Annotated in this window: 17 protein-coding genes; 2 read left to right on the forward strand and 15 right to left on the reverse strand. The window is 37.5% G+C overall.

The window, feature by feature from the left end; all coding sequences use genetic code 11:
• Positions 1-2 precede the first annotated feature (2 nt).
• The 9 genes from GZ996_RS02355 to GZ996_RS02395 all read right to left on the reverse strand — a co-directional run bounded on the left by GZ996_RS02355 (position 3) and on the right by GZ996_RS02395 (position 7,909).
• The gene (locus tag GZ996_RS02355; RefSeq protein WP_156805441.1) at positions 3-821 is read right to left on the reverse strand and encodes a ZIP family metal transporter; all 819 of its coding nucleotides are present in this window, start codon (positions 819-821) and stop codon (positions 3-5) included.
• 23 nt (positions 822-844) lie between these two features.
• On the reverse strand, positions 845-1,636 hold the full coding sequence (locus tag GZ996_RS02360) for a Nif3-like dinuclear metal center hexameric protein (RefSeq protein WP_161978577.1): 792 nt from the start codon (positions 1,634-1,636) through the stop codon (positions 845-847).
• The gene (locus GZ996_RS02365) at positions 1,620-2,309 is read right to left on the reverse strand and encodes a tRNA (adenine(22)-N(1))-methyltransferase (protein ID WP_162011250.1); all 690 of its coding nucleotides are present in this window, start codon (positions 2,307-2,309) and stop codon (positions 1,620-1,622) included. Before GZ996_RS02365 ends, GZ996_RS02360 begins: the two co-directional genes overlap by 17 nt.
• A gap of 77 nt (positions 2,310-2,386) precedes the next feature.
• Positions 2,387-3,127 (reverse strand): cyclase family protein, encoded by a 741-nt coding sequence (locus tag GZ996_RS02370; protein WP_161980122.1) that lies wholly within the window; start codon positions 3,125-3,127, stop codon positions 2,387-2,389.
• 32 nt (positions 3,128-3,159) lie between these two features.
• Positions 3,160-4,440, reverse strand: a complete 1,281-nt coding sequence (locus tag GZ996_RS02375; protein WP_162011251.1) for an O-acetylhomoserine aminocarboxypropyltransferase/cysteine synthase family protein — start codon at positions 4,438-4,440, stop codon at positions 3,160-3,162.
• Between the two features lie 89 nt (positions 4,441-4,529).
• Positions 4,530-5,354, reverse strand: a complete 825-nt coding sequence (locus GZ996_RS02380; protein ID WP_156805446.1) for a metal ABC transporter permease — start codon at positions 5,352-5,354, stop codon at positions 4,530-4,532.
• On the reverse strand, positions 5,347-6,204 hold the full coding sequence (locus tag GZ996_RS02385) for a metal ABC transporter permease (RefSeq protein WP_162011252.1): 858 nt from the start codon (positions 6,202-6,204) through the stop codon (positions 5,347-5,349). Before GZ996_RS02385 ends, GZ996_RS02380 begins: the two co-directional genes overlap by 8 nt.
• The gene (locus tag GZ996_RS02390) at positions 6,197-6,967 is read right to left on the reverse strand and encodes a metal ABC transporter ATP-binding protein (protein ID WP_161978581.1); all 771 of its coding nucleotides are present in this window, start codon (positions 6,965-6,967) and stop codon (positions 6,197-6,199) included. The genes GZ996_RS02385 and GZ996_RS02390 overlap by 8 nt, the downstream gene beginning before the upstream one ends.
• Positions 6,968-6,979: 12 nt before the next feature.
• Positions 6,980-7,909, reverse strand: coding sequence for a metal ABC transporter solute-binding protein, Zn/Mn family (locus tag GZ996_RS02395; protein WP_162011253.1), 930 nt, complete (start codon positions 7,907-7,909; stop codon positions 6,980-6,982).
• A gap of 142 nt (positions 7,910-8,051) precedes the next feature.
• Here GZ996_RS02395 and GZ996_RS02400 point away from each other — a divergent pair, with 142 nt between their 5' ends.
• Complete coding sequence (locus tag GZ996_RS02400) at positions 8,052-8,693, forward strand: metal-dependent transcriptional regulator (RefSeq protein WP_156805450.1); 642 nt, start codon at positions 8,052-8,054, stop codon at positions 8,691-8,693.
• A gap of 242 nt (positions 8,694-8,935) precedes the next feature.
• On the opposite strand, the gene GZ996_RS02405 is transcribed toward GZ996_RS02400, so the two are convergent.
• The 6 genes from GZ996_RS02405 to GZ996_RS02430 form a co-directional block, all read right to left on the reverse strand.
• A complete protein-coding gene (locus GZ996_RS02405; protein WP_162011254.1) occupies positions 8,936-9,892 on the reverse strand; it encodes a sensor histidine kinase in 957 nt (318 codons plus the stop codon).
• On the reverse strand, positions 9,889-10,554 hold the full coding sequence (locus GZ996_RS02410) for a response regulator transcription factor (protein ID WP_161978584.1): 666 nt from the start codon (positions 10,552-10,554) through the stop codon (positions 9,889-9,891). Before GZ996_RS02410 ends, GZ996_RS02405 begins: the two co-directional genes overlap by 4 nt.
• A gap of 7 nt (positions 10,555-10,561) precedes the next feature.
• On the reverse strand, positions 10,562-10,825 hold the full coding sequence (locus tag GZ996_RS02415) for a type II toxin-antitoxin system RelE family toxin (protein ID WP_156805453.1): 264 nt from the start codon (positions 10,823-10,825) through the stop codon (positions 10,562-10,564).
• Positions 10,815-11,054 carry a type II toxin-antitoxin system RelB family antitoxin gene (relB, locus tag GZ996_RS02420; RefSeq protein ID WP_156805454.1) on the reverse strand — a complete coding sequence of 80 codons (240 nt, stop codon included), beginning with the start codon at positions 11,052-11,054 and terminating at the stop codon, positions 10,815-10,817. Before relB ends, GZ996_RS02415 begins: the two co-directional genes overlap by 11 nt.
• Before the next feature lie 95 nt (positions 11,055-11,149).
• A complete protein-coding gene (locus GZ996_RS02425) occupies positions 11,150-13,120 on the reverse strand; it encodes an FtsX-like permease family protein (RefSeq protein ID WP_162011255.1) in 1,971 nt (656 codons plus the stop codon).
• A 1-nt stretch (position 13,121) separates the two neighbouring features.
• Positions 13,122-13,874 (reverse strand): ABC transporter ATP-binding protein, encoded by a 753-nt coding sequence (locus tag GZ996_RS02430; RefSeq protein ID WP_161978586.1) that lies wholly within the window; start codon positions 13,872-13,874, stop codon positions 13,122-13,124.
• 435 nt (positions 13,875-14,309) lie between these two features.
• Between GZ996_RS02430 and GZ996_RS02435 the strand changes: the two genes are divergently transcribed.
• Positions 14,310-14,789, forward strand: coding sequence for a hypothetical protein (locus tag GZ996_RS02435; protein ID WP_156805457.1), 480 nt, complete (start codon positions 14,310-14,312; stop codon positions 14,787-14,789).
• Positions 14,790-14,806: the final 17 nt, after the last annotated feature.

The following is a 14,806-nucleotide window of genomic DNA, read 5'->3' on the forward strand; positions in this document are numbered from 1 at the left end:
ATTTACCCCAACGCTACATCCATCACCATCATAATCACAAAGCCAAGCATCAGTCCAAGTGTTGCCAAATCAGTATTCCCGTTCGTTTGAGATTCAGGAATTAATTCTTCAACAACAACAAAAATCATAGCTCCTGCTGCAAATGCTAACGCATAAGGAATAATCGCTAACATCCACATCACAAGCGCTGCCCCTAATACTGCTCCGAACGGTTCAACAATTGCTGACATAGCTCCCCAATAAAACGCATGCTTACGTGATTTTCCTTCTGCACGAATAGGAATAGATAAAGCTGCTCCTTCTGGAATATTTTGAAGTCCAATTCCCAAAGCCAAGCCCATTGCCCCTGCAATAGCCGCTTGAGACATACTACCATTAGCAAGTGATCCAAAAGTCACCCCAATTGCTAAGCCCTCTGGAAAATTATGAATTGTAATCGCCAAAAAAAGTAAAGCTGTCTTTGATAATTTTTCTGGTTCAATTCCTTCAGCCTCGGATTTATTTTTCCCAAGATGTAAATGTGGGACAACAGCATCAATCAACCGCAGACTAAAACCACCTGCTAAAAATCCTATTGCTACTGGTCCCCATGCCCACTTACCATAAGCAGGTTCTGCGTATTCTAAGGCTGGTGCTAAAAGTGACCAGAAAGAAGCTGCAATCATCACACCTGCTGCAAAGCCATTCATGGTGTCCAGTAATTTTCGATTAATCATTTTAAAAAAGATAACAATGGCAGCTCCTAAAATAGTACACCCCCATGTAAAGAGTCCAGCTAAAAAAGCCAATAAAATCGGATTTAAAGACAATAAATTAATCATCGTTAGTCAAACACTTTCTAATCTCAAAGATGATAAAAAGGATTGGTATTGCTAGAAGCTCCCAAAACTTCAATGCCCCAATGATTTTCTAGGGTCCAATGCCTTAACAGCTCTGCTATTTTTTCAATAAAAAGCACTTCGATATGATGACCAGGATCAATTCCTAATAGTCCTTCTGTAAGCATCTCCTGCGCAGTGTGATAATAAATATCTCCCGTCACATAAACATCTGCACCTTTAGCAAGTGCCTGTTGGTAAAATTCATCGCCTGAACCACCACAAATAGCTACTCGAGAAATGACAGGATTTTCTTTGTCATAAGAAATTAAGCGAACACTGTCAAGTCCAAATACTGCTTTAACTTTTAGGGCAAAGTTTTCAAATCTTTGCTCTGCTATTGTTCCGATACGGCCAAGTCCATAACCAGTAGCTATTGGCGATAAAACTTCTGCTTCATGGATTTCTAACAGCTCACAAAACCAATCGTTTAAACCACCAGGAACGACATCAATATTAGTGTGACTAACATAAACTGCTATATCATGCTTAACCAAATCCAGTAAAATATCACGCTGTGGACTGGACACTAGATCTTTAATCCCTTTAAAAATCGGAGCATGTTTAGTGATAATGAGGTCTACCTTATTTGCAACAGCTTCTGCCACGACATTTTCACGGACATCTAAAGTAACCATGACACGCTTGATGTCTTTATCTAAGGTTCCTATTTGAAGCCCTACAACATCACCCTCCATCGTCAATTCCTTAGGGCAAAAAGCTTCATATCTTGCAATCACATCACTTGCCAGAACCATCGAGTACCTCCTGAATTGTTTTGATTTTTTGGGAAATAGCAGAGCGGTCACCGTCATTACTTTCAGGAATTTGTGACAAAGCTACTTCTAGTTTACCAATTTCACGCGCCCATTTTGCTAGGAAAACTTCTGATTTTTCAGCTAACAAATGTTTGCCAAAACGCAGTTCAGTTGTCGTCAACTTTTCTTCACCGTGCTCAGCAACTAAAATTTCGTAAAACTTGCGATTTTCAGTCATGATTTTTTCTGTGACGATTGTAAAATGATTTTGAACGACCCAAGTCCGTAAATCATCCTCACGGTTATTCGGTTGTAAAATCAAACGTTCTACTTGCGCCAGCTTTTCTTTTCCTGCTTCTAAGATATCAGCAATAAGGCGTCCTCCCATACCACAGATAGTAATTGTTGTGACACCGTCATTCTGCTGAAAAGCAGCTAGCCCATTAGCTAAGCGTACCTCAATCTTATCCGATAAACCATATTCAGCAACATTTTTCACCGCAGAGTCATAGGGACCTTGAGCAACCTCCCCTGCAATTGCCGAAGAAATGTGACCAGATTGGATTAGAGCAATTGGTAAATAAGCGTGGTCACTTCCCACATCTAACAGTTTGCTACCTTTGGGAACAAATGTTGCTACCTCAGTTAGGCGACTTGATAAAATCGTATCCATAATTATTCTTTCTACTTGTTTAATCCTTTTTATTATACCAAAAAAACTCGCTATAAGAACGAGTTTTCGATAGGTTATCATTTATTCACATAAGCAACTGCACGAACTGGTGAACCTGTTGCCTCTTTCCAATTAGGATAGGCAATTGAAATGATACTTCCAGTCGCTGGTACTTGATCTAAGTTTGCTAGCACTTCGACTTGATAGATCCCTTGTTCGAGAAGATAGTATTCTTGTTTCAAAGCTCCACCATTATCAAATGCAGACTTACCGCTGTCTGTATCTAGGGTTTCATGGCCGACCGCCTTAACGCCTCGTTCATGAATTAAAAATTCTAAAGCTTCGTGAGTCCAGCCTGGTGTTTGTTGGGCACCATTTTCATCTAAATTACGGATAGCACCCTGGTCAGGCCAACGTTTATGCCAGTCGCTACGAAAAGCAACAAAAGCACCTGATTCAATTTTGCCATACTCTGTTTCAAAATCCAAGATATCCTGTTTTGTTAATTCATAATTAGGGTTTTCTGCCACCGCTTGTGACTTATCAATCACATAAAGAGGTAACAGAAGGTCTTCCAAAGCGATTTGGTCTAGCCATTTTCCGCCTTCTACGAAGTGAATTGGGGCATCAATATGCGTTCCATATTGCCCAACTACTGTAAATTGTTGCACATGAAAACCATCTTTTAAGGTGAAAATATCCTTTTTCTCAAGACTAGGCAGAGCTGGAAAATGTGGACTATTTTCATCAATTTTGTGAGTTAAATTCACTAATCTTGCTGATTTAAAAACCTGAAAGGCGTCTAATAACTTTGTCATAAGCACTCCAATTCTTTCTCTTTAATAATCACTCAAATCTTTTCCAAGGCTAAATTCAAATCTTCAATCAAATCATCAACATTTTCAAGACCAACAGAAATACGGATTTGATTTGGTGTCACACCACATGCCGCTAAATCTTCTGAAGAAAGCTGTGCATGCGTTGTTGTATAAGGGTGCACGACTAATGATTTGGCATCAGCAACATTGGCAAGGTTGGAGAATATTTCAAGGTTATCGATAACCGTCGCAGCAGCCTTATCATCTCCCTTAACATGGAAGGTAAAAATAGAACCAGCACCTTTCGGTAAGTATTTTTGCGCCAAGTCAAAGTAGGGACTAGATGGCAAACTTGGGTAATTAACCTTTTCAATTTTGGGATGGTTTTCGAGAAAGGCTGCAATTTTTTTCGCATTCTCAACATGACGTTCAACACGCAACGACAAGGTTTCCAAACCTTGTAACAGAAGAAAAGCATTAAATGGTGAAATAGCTGCTCCCGTATCACGTAAGAGTTGCACGCGCAAAGCTGTAATAAAAGCGGCAGCCCCAATATCACGAGTATAAGAAATATTGTGATAAGAGGCATCTTCTTCTACAAATTGTGGGAATTTACCAGAATCTTCCCAGTCGAATCTACCACTATCAACAATAATGCCACCAATCGTCGTACCATGTCCACCAATAAATTTCGTTGCTGAATGAACTGAGATATCAACTCCATGTTCAAATACATTGATAAGATAAGGGGTACCGAAGGTATTATCAGCAACCAGCGGAATCTTGTGAGCATGTGTTAACTCTGCCACTTTTTCAATATCTGGAATGTTAATCAATGGATTACCTAAGGTTTCAATCAACACCAATTTTGTATTGTCTTGAATAGCAGCTTCCACTTCTTCTAGATTTTCAATATTGACAAAGGTTGTCGTAATCCCGTAACGTGGCAAGGTTTCTTTCAGAAGATTAAAAGTGCCACCGTAAATCGTTGTAGCCGCCACCACATGGTCTCCTGCATGTGCTAATCCTAGTATGGTGTAAGTCAGAGCAGCCATTCCTGATGCTGTCGCTAAAGCTCCTACACCCTTTTCAAGCGCAGCCACCCGGTCTTCAAAAACTGCCACCGTAGGATTACCAATACGCGTATAAATATTTCCAGGCTTTCTCAAGGCAAAAAGATCTTCACCTTCTTGTACATCATCAAAAACATAAGAAGTCGTTTGATAAATAGGCACTGCACGTGATTTTGTCTCAGCATCAGTTTTTTGCCCAGCATGCAATTGTAAAGTTTCAAATGAAAATTCTCTTATCATATCAATTCTCGCTTTCGTTTTTTCTTATTTTAACGAAAAAAAGCAGAGCTGACCAATACTTATTCCATGAAAAAAGGTATAGTTTCAAACTATACCTTTATTTTTTTAATAAGTAAAGATGTGACATACAGTCCTAAACCAGTTACCGCACAAATTCCTGATAAACTAAGATCAAAGTGCATGCCTAAAGCATATCCAATAACAACCATCAAACAGCTAAAAAAAGCAACCATTCCCAGAAAACTATGAAAATGCCTTGCCCAAAGCTGTGCAGCCATTGCTGGAGCAACTAGAAATCCGATAACAGCTATAGAGCCTGCGATATCAAATGCAAGGACCACTGTCAGCGATACTAAAAAGACAATTATTATCTGCAACCTTCTGACTGATAATCCCGACAGCTGTGCATGATTCTTATCAAATAAGAAGATTTTTAGATGTTGATAAGTCAGTCCCAAAAAAAGTACAATCGCTAAAAGTAACCCACCTGACTTTACCAAAGCAACCGGTAAAGATATCCCTAACAATTCAACTCTATTCAAGGGTGTAAACAAGACCTCACCCATTAACACCATATCTAGGTCCAAATGTACATTTCTAGCAAAAATTGAAATCAAAATGACTGCCGTAGCAAAAAAAGTTGTAAAAACTAAACCAGTTGCTGCATCATGAGTCAATTTAACAGAGCTAAGTCCTTCAATAGCCAAAACAGCTAAAACGCCAAATAAAGTAGCTCCTAATATCAAAATAGGGCTATCTAAACTTCTCACAAGGAAAAAGCCTAGAACAATTCCTAAAAGTACCGAATGAGCTAAAGCATCTGCTAACATTGATTGGTTACGTAGCACTAGAAGACTTCCAAGAAGACCGCAAGAAAGCCCTGTTAAAAGCAAAATAATTAAAACTTCAAACATGGTAACCCAACCTCCGTGCCTTAGTCACTACATAGGATATCAATGCCAATACACTCATAACTAAAATAATGGTTGGACCAGTTGATAAACCTGAAATAATAGAACTCAAGTAGGTTCCTATTAAGGTTGAAAAAATAGCTGAGGCTCCTGCTAAAATCAAGGTTGTTTTATAATGCCTTGCCCAAAAAAGACCAATGGTTGCTGGAGCAATTAAGAAGGCAGAAATAAGAACAGCACCTACAACTTTTAAACCAACCGAAATAAGACTAATCATCAACAAAACAATAAGTTGCTCTAAAAAAATACTTGAAATCCCGATACTTTTAGCAAAACCTTGATCAAAAAGATAAAGCTTCAGTGCTGGATAAATTATTCCAAATAGCAAAAGAGCAATGCCAGATACGCCTGCGATCAACAAGATATCTTCAAACTGAATAAAAGCTGCTTGCCCAAAAAGATAATTTTGTAAACCTGCCTGCGAACTTTTAGAAAAATACTCATTACCTTGTAACAATTGTTTTAGTACCATCCCAACTCCAAAAAAGGAAACCGAAACAAGGGATAACACATTTAATAACGGCTGCCCGCTCTGCTTTTTTATCCAGTAAACTAACGTATAAGAAAAATACCCTGAAAACACCGCACCAATCATAAGGAGTAATGGATTTCGAGAGTGAAACACAATGAAAGCTAAAATAACACCAGGGTAAGAAGCATGTCCCAAGGTATCTCCAACCAAGCTTTGCTTTGTTAAAACACTAATTGTACCAATTAAGCCAGTCGCTAAGGCAAATAGCGTAATTCCTACCGCTACTGTTAAAAAGGAATAATCGGTTAAAACCTTAAGCATGGCGCCAACCTCCTTGTTCCTTTTCCTTGAAAAGTAACTGAGCTGAACTTTGATAAGCTTTTTGATAATTTTCAAAAGTTAAAACTTCTGCTAGCTCCCCACTAGCTACTACGGTTTTATTCAGCCAAACCAAATAATCAAAGTAGTTTTCTATTGTGTTTAAATCATGATGGATAACCACCGATGTTTTTCCTTCTTCTTGAAACTCTCTCAAAATGGACATAATGATTTCTTCAGTCTTGATATCAATACCAGCTAAGGGCTCGTCCATTAAATAAAGCTCCGCTTCTTGAGCAAGGGCACGTGCAATAAACACACGTTGTCTTTGTCCGCCTGATAACTCACTAATTTGCCGATTTTTTAAATCTAACAAATTCATTTTTTCTAAAGACGCAAAAACAATTTCTTTATCTTTTGCTGTAGGTCGTTTTAACCAATTTTTAATGTGGGGGTAGCGTCCCATAAGGACGATGTCATAAACAGTTGCAGGATACTGCCAGTTCACTTGACTTGCTTGTGGAATATAAGCTACCCTAGTCGCTATCATTTGCGACAAATGATCTGATTGTCCTAGAAGTTTAATTTGACCACTTCTAGCTTTTTCAAAGCCTAAAAGACTCTTGAATAAAGTTGACTTTCCGGCTCCATTAGGGCCTACAATAGCACAGCGACTCCCTTGTGGAATGATAAGATTCACATTCTCTAATGCTGAGACTTGTTGATAGGCTACCGTTAGTTCAGAGACTTGGATAGCTGGATTCATGATTTCCTCCTTTTATTTAAGATAGTCAACAATTAATTTAATATTATGTTTATACATGTCGACATAATTATCTCCCTCTTCACCTGCTGGGGCTAGTGAGTCTGAGAAGAGTTCTTTATGCTCTCCAGTAACAACGCTAACTGAACCACCCTTAGCTTTGACCGCTTCTTGCAGTTTCTTCATACGATCTGGATTTGTTGTTGACTCAGTGAAAATAGCTTTAATATTGTGATCAATGATCAAATCAACGGTTTTAATCATATCACTATTAGCAACTTCTGACTCTGTGCTAACGCCTTGTGGTGCATAAAGTGTAAATCCGTAGCGATTTGCAAAATAGTTAAATGCATCGTGTGGTGTCACAAGGTAACGGCTTTGTTCTGGAATAAGTGACAATTGCTCCTTGTTCCATTTATCTAGCTCATCTAATTCATTTAAATAAGCCTTCTCATTTTTTTCAATTGTTTCTTTTTTATCAGGCAAAAGTTCTTGCAAATCGTCTGAAGCTGCTTCTACTGCTTTTTGGTAAAGATCTATATCAAACCAAAAATGTGGATCAACGACATCTTCCCCGTCTTCTTCCATGGTTCCAATTTCAGTTTTAGTAAAATCACGAGTAACAGCAGAACCTGTTTTTTCCAAAGCTTCAATCATCTTACCTTCAAAATGCAGACCATGATAAAGGACTAAATCCGCTTCTTGTAATTTCTTTAAATCACTTGATTTGGCAGTATAAAGGTGTGGGTCTTCTCCAGCTGGAATAATGAGCTGACGTTCAACTAAATCTCCGGCTAATTCACTAACCATGTCATCTAAGAAAGAAGTGGTCACAGTAACAACGGGCTTTTCTTTTTCGTTTTTAGCATCTGTAGATTGATTTTGACAAGCTGCCAAAGCTAATAAGGCAACAGAAGTTAATATAATAGTATTTAATTTTTTCATCTTTAAAGACTCCTAGGTTTTATTATTCACATAGTTAGGTAATCCTAACTTTATAAAAAGGATAACCGATATGAGAGTTTTTGTCAACCATTTACCTACAATTTTGTTATAATTAAGGAGTGAAAAATAGATGAGGTTTAATATGACACCTAACAAAGAAGATTATTTAAAATGTATCCACGACCTAAGGGAACGTGGTGATAAAATTTCCAATAAAATGATTGCAGACTATATCCAAGTTTCCACTCCTTCTGTCTCAGAAATGCTAAAAAAAATGCAGGCTGAAGACTGGGTGGTTAAGGATAAGTTTTTTGGATATGCCTTAACCGAAAAAGCGGAACTTATTGTCACCGAACTCTATCGTAAACATCGATTGCTAGAAGTTTTCTTACAAAATCACCTTCACTATACAACCGAGGAGACACACCAAGAAGCTGAAATTTTAGAGCATGCTGTCTCTACGATGTTTATTGATCGCTTGGAAGAAAGCCTAAATTTTCCAGAATTTTGTCCACATGGTGGTACGATTCCTAAAAAAAATGCTCCTTTAAAAGAGAAAAATCACCAGACTCTTGCTCAAATTGCTCAAGAAGGGAACTATCAACTGGTTCGTGTGCATGACGAAATTGAACTATTAGACTATTTACAACGTCATAATTTTCATCTGGGGACTGAGTTTACTTTAACTGAAATCGATTCTTACGCTCAAACTTATCAGATCCATTTTGGTAACAAGAATTTAACGATTCCCTTGACAATTGCTAAGTTAATTTTTGTTAAATGATGATCTTCTTCCACATTAATACTACTGAAAGAAAAGTTTACAAAGATAAAAAACGAATGTTGATACCTAGTAAAAAGCTAGATATCCTTCATTCGTTTTTTTACAATTAATACTCATTAAGAATCAAAATTAGACATTAACAAAAACATTAATTTTTGATTGACATAAACAGAACTATGACTGTTTCTTCCAAAGAGTGACATTATCTGCTCAGTTTTAAAATCTACTTTGCAATTACTCTTTTAGAACGCCTCATTTTTTCTCTTTGAAACAACCACTTCTGTTCCGATATCAATCTGACTGGTCACTTCAATTGCTAGATTTAGCTGATTTAAAACCTGTTTGGTCATGTATAGTCCAAATCCTGAAGCCTTTTGGTGTTCGTGTCCATTATAACCTGTGAAGCCTTCCTCAAAAAGACGCGGGAGATCTTCTGGCAAGATACCGATCCCCTGATCAGCGATTGTGATGCTATTTTCTGTTAAGGTAATCGTAATTTTTCCACCTGCGGTACTATACTTAATCGCATTATCCAAAATTTGAGACAAAGCAAAGCTCAACCACTTTTTATCTGTTTTTAACTGCCAATCACCTGTCACCTCTACAGATAATTGTTTGTGGAAGAAGAGAATTCGATTTTTTTTAATTACTTCCTTGATTAGTTCATTAACTGAAATCTGTTCAAAACGAAAGTCATCTTGTCTTTCACTGAACTTCAAATAAGTCAAGAGATTCTCCAAATAATGTTCTAATCGTATGACCTGTTGATTAACATCATCCGATTGAAGTTGATTAGTTTGTGCCATTAGTGAAACGGCTGATAAGGGAACCTTCATCTGATGAACCCACATTTTGATTAAATCTTGTTGACGAGAAGCCTGGCTTTGAGCTCGAAAAACTTCCTGTTGAGCCTTATCATTATGTGCAGATAAGGCTTTTTGATAACTCTCATCCAATGGACTTGACAGCTCTGCTATTTCCCACAAATCCCTAAAATTCGCTAAGAGTCTCAACTGATGCCGAAAGCTCAGAAAATGCCAGATACTAAAGGGAATTAACACTATTAAATTAAAAAGAAGCGTCATGCCAAAATAAATCATTGGTAGATGGTAGAGAGCAAAGGATACTAAAAATCCTACTGACAAAAAGCTTATCACAAGATACCAAATCCCATGTTGCTTTATATATTTCATCATCATCTTAGTAAATATCCGACTCCTCTTACTGTATGAATATGGTCAAACCCAAGCCCAGCTACCTTCTTGCGCAGTCGTGCTATATTAACATTGAGGGTATTCTGATCAATGAACTCATCACTCTCCCACAATTTCTCTAAAATCGTCTCCTTACTCACCACTTCTTCCTTATGAGAAAATAGCAAAGCTAGTATTTTATTTTCCGTGGGTGACAGCTGGATGTGTTCAGAACCAATAGAAAGAGCACCGTCACGGCTGAGCGAAAAATCCTTAAATGTTAATTCTTCACTGGTAAACTGATGCGAACGACGTAAAAAAGCTCCAATCTTAGCATCCAGAAGACCAATCGAAAATGGTTTAGCAATGTAATCATCGCCTCCCATATTTAATGCCATAACCATATTCATCTCATCATTGCTAGACGAAATAAAAATAATAGGTACCATTAACGTTTTTCGAATCTCTGCCGTCCAATAAAATCCATTAAAATAAGGAAGGGTAATATCAAGTAAAATCAAGTCTGGCTTAACTTCCTCAATCTCCTGCTTAACTGCACGAAAATTAGACGCACTAAACACCTGATACTGCTGTCCCAAATGCCCTTTCAACAACGATACAATGGTCTCATCATCTTCAACAATAAAAATTTTATCTTTAGTCATCATTGCTTTCTCAATAATTATCTCTGCGGTAACCAATCGTAACTGCAAGAACTACTAACTCATTATCTATAATGTCACAAATCACACGATAATCACCAACACGATAGCGCCATTGCCCAGAACGATTTACCGTCAATCCTTTACCTTTTGACCTGGGATTTTCTATTCCATCAATATTCTTATATAGATATTTTATAATTAAACTCGAAATTCCCTTGTCTAATTTTCGAAGTTGCTTTTGAGCTCGTGGTGATAAAATAACTTTATAACTCAATTCCAAGCTCCTCTGCCATCTCCTCCAATGTCATTGGCTCAAGTCCATTAGCTAAATCATCTAAATATTCCTCATAGGCTAGCTCACCTACCCTAGCATCATATTCATCTTCCAAAGCTTCTAAGGTTTTGGTACGAATCAACTCAGAAAGAGAAACTCCTTCAAATTTCGCCATTGCCTTCATAAAATTTTTATCAGCTTCAGAGACTTTTAAGGTTATTGTTGGCATATCAAACTCCTTTAGATTAGTAACACTATTGTATTACTTTTGATATTAAAAATCAAGAAAGCACCTGCTCATTTAAAAACAAGTACTTCCAATCATTATCTTTCTACCAATTTGTAGTAGGTTCTGCTGGTAACTTTGTAACTGATGAAATAGAGAATACCAACCACAAGCATGGTAATCCCAGCCACTAGGTAAACTAAATTACTGCTAGCAACCCCAAAGAAAAGAAGCATTTGTTTTAACATCGGAATAGCCACTACATAATGCAGCGCCGCAATTCCCAGTGGCATAAAGAAGACTAAAATGGTTTGAGACGAAATCGTTTTCTTAACCTCTTCTTTTGACATCCCAACTTCTTGGAGAATCTTATACGATTTCTTATCTTCTTGACCTTCTGAATATTGTTTATAGTAAATAATCAAAGCTGCACCAAGTAGGAATGAAAGACCTAGAACCACACCTGTAAAGAGCATACCACCAAATAATGTGTAGCCTTCATCCAGAACATCTTGTTTAAATTGAATGTCACCAATGCCATTTCCAGCATCATCGACAATACCAACATCATTAGCCAAGTTTAGTTTCTCAGCCTCCTCTTTCGTTAAATTGAGATGAGCCGTGTAGGTATTTGGTGGAAAAGTCACTGCATAATCCATAATCTCTTTAAAAGATATTTTTAGTTTAGTCGCAACTTCTTCATTGGCAACGACCATCACTGCACCATTATAGATATAATAAACTTCAGGGATAATAGCTGTTTGATAATTCTTGACAACATCAAATTTGTTGCCTAACAAGTTCATGGTCTTGTAATGACTGTTTCCTTGTTGTTTTAAGAAGGCAACTTGATTTGCGGATAGTTTTGGCACATCATTACCCAGCTTCTTAAAATCATCTTGGGTAACAACAAAGACAAATCCTGTCTCAGCGGCCGCACTCATAAATTCTTCAGCATTTGCATAAGAAAGATGCTCACGATTAGCAAGTGGAAAACTAATCAAGGATGATGTATAACCAACGACCTTTTTCTCATCATCCAGTTTACTCAAGACATATTTATCCAGTAATGCCTGACCTTCATCTGAAAAGCCATCTACAGTTAAGGAAACCTTGGCATTGTTAATAAACTGTTTGTTGACCTGTGTTTGCGTATTGGCATAAAGCGCAGCTGTTGTCCCAATTGAAACAAAAGCCATAACAGATAAAAGTGTGATACTTGCCAGACCAGCTGCGTTAGCCTTCATACGGAAAATCATCTGACTGGTTGTGATAAAGTGCTTCGGTTGATAGAAATAAGCTTTGTTGCTCCGCTTTTTCTTCAAATACCAAGCCATAAAGCTAATATAGAAGAGATAGGTTCCTAAGATAACTAGCACCACCGCTACAAAGAAGTAGAGAATAACCAAGAGAGCTGACAAATCCTTAGAATAAATCGAAATCCCGTAGCCTGCACCAATAAAGAGAACGCTGAGAAAAGCTAGAAGCATATTACCACGTGGTTCTTTTTCACCCTGCTCACTACTTTTGAACAAGCTGAGCGGAGAGGTTTTACCAATACGACGCAACCCAACTAGCATAAGAATAAAGAAAATCCCCACAAAAAGCGATGCATTCAAGATAAACGCTAACGGTGACAAGGTCAAAATCAGCTTGTCATAATTGATGATATTAACAAAAATCAGATAAAGAAAATTGGCAAAAATTCCAGAGAATATTGATCCTAAAATCACTAAAAAGATGAAAATGATTCCCAATTCTAAGGTTGATACCCAGCCCACTTGACGCTTGTTCATCCCTAGAATATTATAAAGTCCAAATTCCTTGCTTCGCTGTTTAAGGAGGATATTATAGCTATAAATCTCCATGGCAATGGATAAAATGGTTAACACAACCACACCAAGAGGCAAGATAATGGCAGCCGTATCCATTCCTTCTCTCATCGGACTGGTCATGATAAGCAAAATGGAACACGTTAAACTATAAAGAACAAAACTTGCTAAGAGAAACGGTGCATAGGCTTTTTTCGATGACTTGATGTTATTCCAAGCCAGTTTTAAGTAAAACATATTATTCACCTCCTAAAAGAGCTGACATAGCAAGTGAAATCTCACGGTTAAAATCTGTTGAGGTCTTATCACCACGATAAAGCTGGTGGAAAATACGTCCATCTTTAATAAAGAGAACTCGTTTGGCATGACTGGCTGCATTGGCAGAGTGAGTTACCATCAAAATGGTTTGACCTGTTTCGTTGATTCCTTCAAAAAGCTTCAATAAATCTTCTGAGTTTTTATAATCCAAAGCAGCTGTTGGTTCATCTGCCAACAACAGCTGAGGTCTCGTAATTAAGGCACGTGCAATAGCCACCCGTTGTTTTTGACCACCAGAAAGTTCAAAGGGACGTTTATTCAAAAGCGTGTCAATTCTCAGGTTACTAGCTAATCCCTGCAATCGCATCTCCATTTCCTTATACGATTTTTTATCAAGTACAAGTGGCAAGAAAATATTATCCTTAATAGACAGGGTATCTAAAAGGTTAAAATCTTGGAAGACAAATCCTAAGTTTTTCAGACGATAACTAGCAAGTTTGCTTTCTTTAATTTTAGTAATATCCTCACCATTTAAAATAACCTGACCCTTACTAGGTTTATCAAGAGTCGCTAGAATGTTAAGCAAGGTTGTCTTACCAGAACCAGACTCACCCATAATAGCAATAAATTCACCTTTTTCAACCTTAAAATCCACATCTTGCAAAGCGCGTGTTTCTTCCTTTGAAAAACGTGTACGATAAACTTTTTCTAAATGATTGATTTGTAAAAACATAATACGATTCCTTCCTTACTGTCCATACTTTCTAACTGATAGCTATACTTTCTCTACTACTATATCAGAAAGTTCTCACTTCCTACATCTTTCAGCCCTGCATTTTTTCCTAAAACAAGCGGTGCAGACCGATACGACGATCAAACCCAATATCATGATAGTATAACCTAATTTATTCATTTCACTCACTTCCATTTCTTGATGGTCACATTTCCTAACAAAATAGTTCCTGCCAAAACACCTAACTCCCACGGTAACAGTCAGAGGTTCCTTTTAATTGCTTCTAGTGACATCGTTTTCTTCCTTTCTTTTGATACTCCTATTTTACTAGAAAATAGCAGAGCGAATCTTACAATAAAGTGCTTAAACCTTACAAATTTGTAAGGCTTTGATATAATGGAAAAAAACTCTAGAAAATTAGCACGAGGACTTATTATGGCAAAAAAACTTGGAAAATTATTCGGTGCTGTTGGTAATCTCTTAGCTATCCCAGACACTATTGATGCCATCAAGCATGTAACCGATAAAACAACACCCATCATTGAAAAAGAATTAGACCGCAGATACGAGCATAAACAATCACTCATTCAACTCGATGATGTTCATAATGTGCCACTAGATTATGCCCAAACACTCTTGGAAAGTCGCGGGTTTACTGTTTTACCCATCTTAGCCAAGGCCCATACAAAGTACGCCAACAAACGAGCTTTAGAAGTCGTTGCAATGCAACCACGTCCCGGTAAACATCAGCCAAACACCCTCGTCAAACTCTACTTTGTCAACGACGAAATCATTGAACAAAGTCAGATGCTCAAAAAACAAACTGCAAATTATCTGGCAATGCTTCAAAAAAATGTTAATCAACAACTTGATTCCCTCAAAAAAGTCAAACTCCCACTTGGTAAGAAAAAATAAAAAAACACCTAGACCCG

The organism is Streptococcus sp. S784/96/1 (genome assembly GCF_902729355.1).
Classification (GTDB): domain Bacteria; phylum Bacillota; class Bacilli; order Lactobacillales; family Streptococcaceae; genus Streptococcus; species Streptococcus caledonicus.

Excerpts from the sequence above, each read along its gene's own strand:
- GZ996_RS02355 (WP_156805441.1), bottom strand. The coding sequence starts at position 821 with ATGATTAATTTATTGTCTTTAAATCCGATTTTATTGGCTTTTTTAGCT.
- GZ996_RS02360 (WP_161978577.1), bottom strand. The coding sequence starts at position 1,636 with ATGGTTCTGGCAAGTGATGTGATTGCAAGATATGAAGCTTTTTGCCCT.
- GZ996_RS02365 (WP_162011250.1), bottom strand. The coding sequence starts at position 2,309 with ATGGATACGATTTTATCAAGTCGCCTAACTGAGGTAGCAACATTTGTT.
- GZ996_RS02370 (WP_161980122.1), bottom strand. The coding sequence starts at position 3,127 with ATGACAAAGTTATTAGACGCCTTTCAGGTTTTTAAATCAGCAAGATTA.
- GZ996_RS02375 (WP_162011251.1), bottom strand. The coding sequence starts at position 4,440 with ATGATAAGAGAATTTTCATTTGAAACTTTACAATTGCATGCTGGGCAA.
- GZ996_RS02380 (WP_156805446.1), bottom strand. The coding sequence starts at position 5,354 with ATGTTTGAAGTTTTAATTATTTTGCTTTTAACAGGGCTTTCTTGCGGT.
- GZ996_RS02385 (WP_162011252.1), bottom strand. The coding sequence starts at position 6,204 with ATGCTTAAGGTTTTAACCGATTATTCCTTTTTAACAGTAGCGGTAGGA.
- GZ996_RS02390 (WP_161978581.1), bottom strand. The coding sequence starts at position 6,967 with ATGAATCCAGCTATCCAAGTCTCTGAACTAACGGTAGCCTATCAACAA.
- GZ996_RS02395 (WP_162011253.1), bottom strand. The coding sequence starts at position 7,909 with ATGAAAAAATTAAATACTATTATATTAACTTCTGTTGCCTTATTAGCT.
- GZ996_RS02400 (WP_156805450.1), top strand. The coding sequence starts at position 8,052 with ATGACACCTAACAAAGAAGATTATTTAAAATGTATCCACGACCTAAGG.
- GZ996_RS02405 (WP_162011254.1), bottom strand. The coding sequence starts at position 9,892 with ATGATGATGAAATATATAAAGCAACATGGGATTTGGTATCTTGTGATA.
- GZ996_RS02410 (WP_161978584.1), bottom strand. The coding sequence starts at position 10,554 with ATGATGACTAAAGATAAAATTTTTATTGTTGAAGATGATGAGACCATT.
- relB (WP_156805454.1), bottom strand. The coding sequence starts at position 11,054 with ATGCCAACAATAACCTTAAAAGTCTCTGAAGCTGATAAAAATTTTATG.
- GZ996_RS02425 (WP_162011255.1), bottom strand. The coding sequence starts at position 13,120 with ATGTTTTACTTAAAACTGGCTTGGAATAACATCAAGTCATCGAAAAAA.
- GZ996_RS02430 (WP_161978586.1), bottom strand. The coding sequence starts at position 13,874 with ATGTTTTTACAAATCAATCATTTAGAAAAAGTTTATCGTACACGTTTT.
- GZ996_RS02435 (WP_156805457.1), top strand. The coding sequence starts at position 14,310 with ATGGCAAAAAAACTTGGAAAATTATTCGGTGCTGTTGGTAATCTCTTA.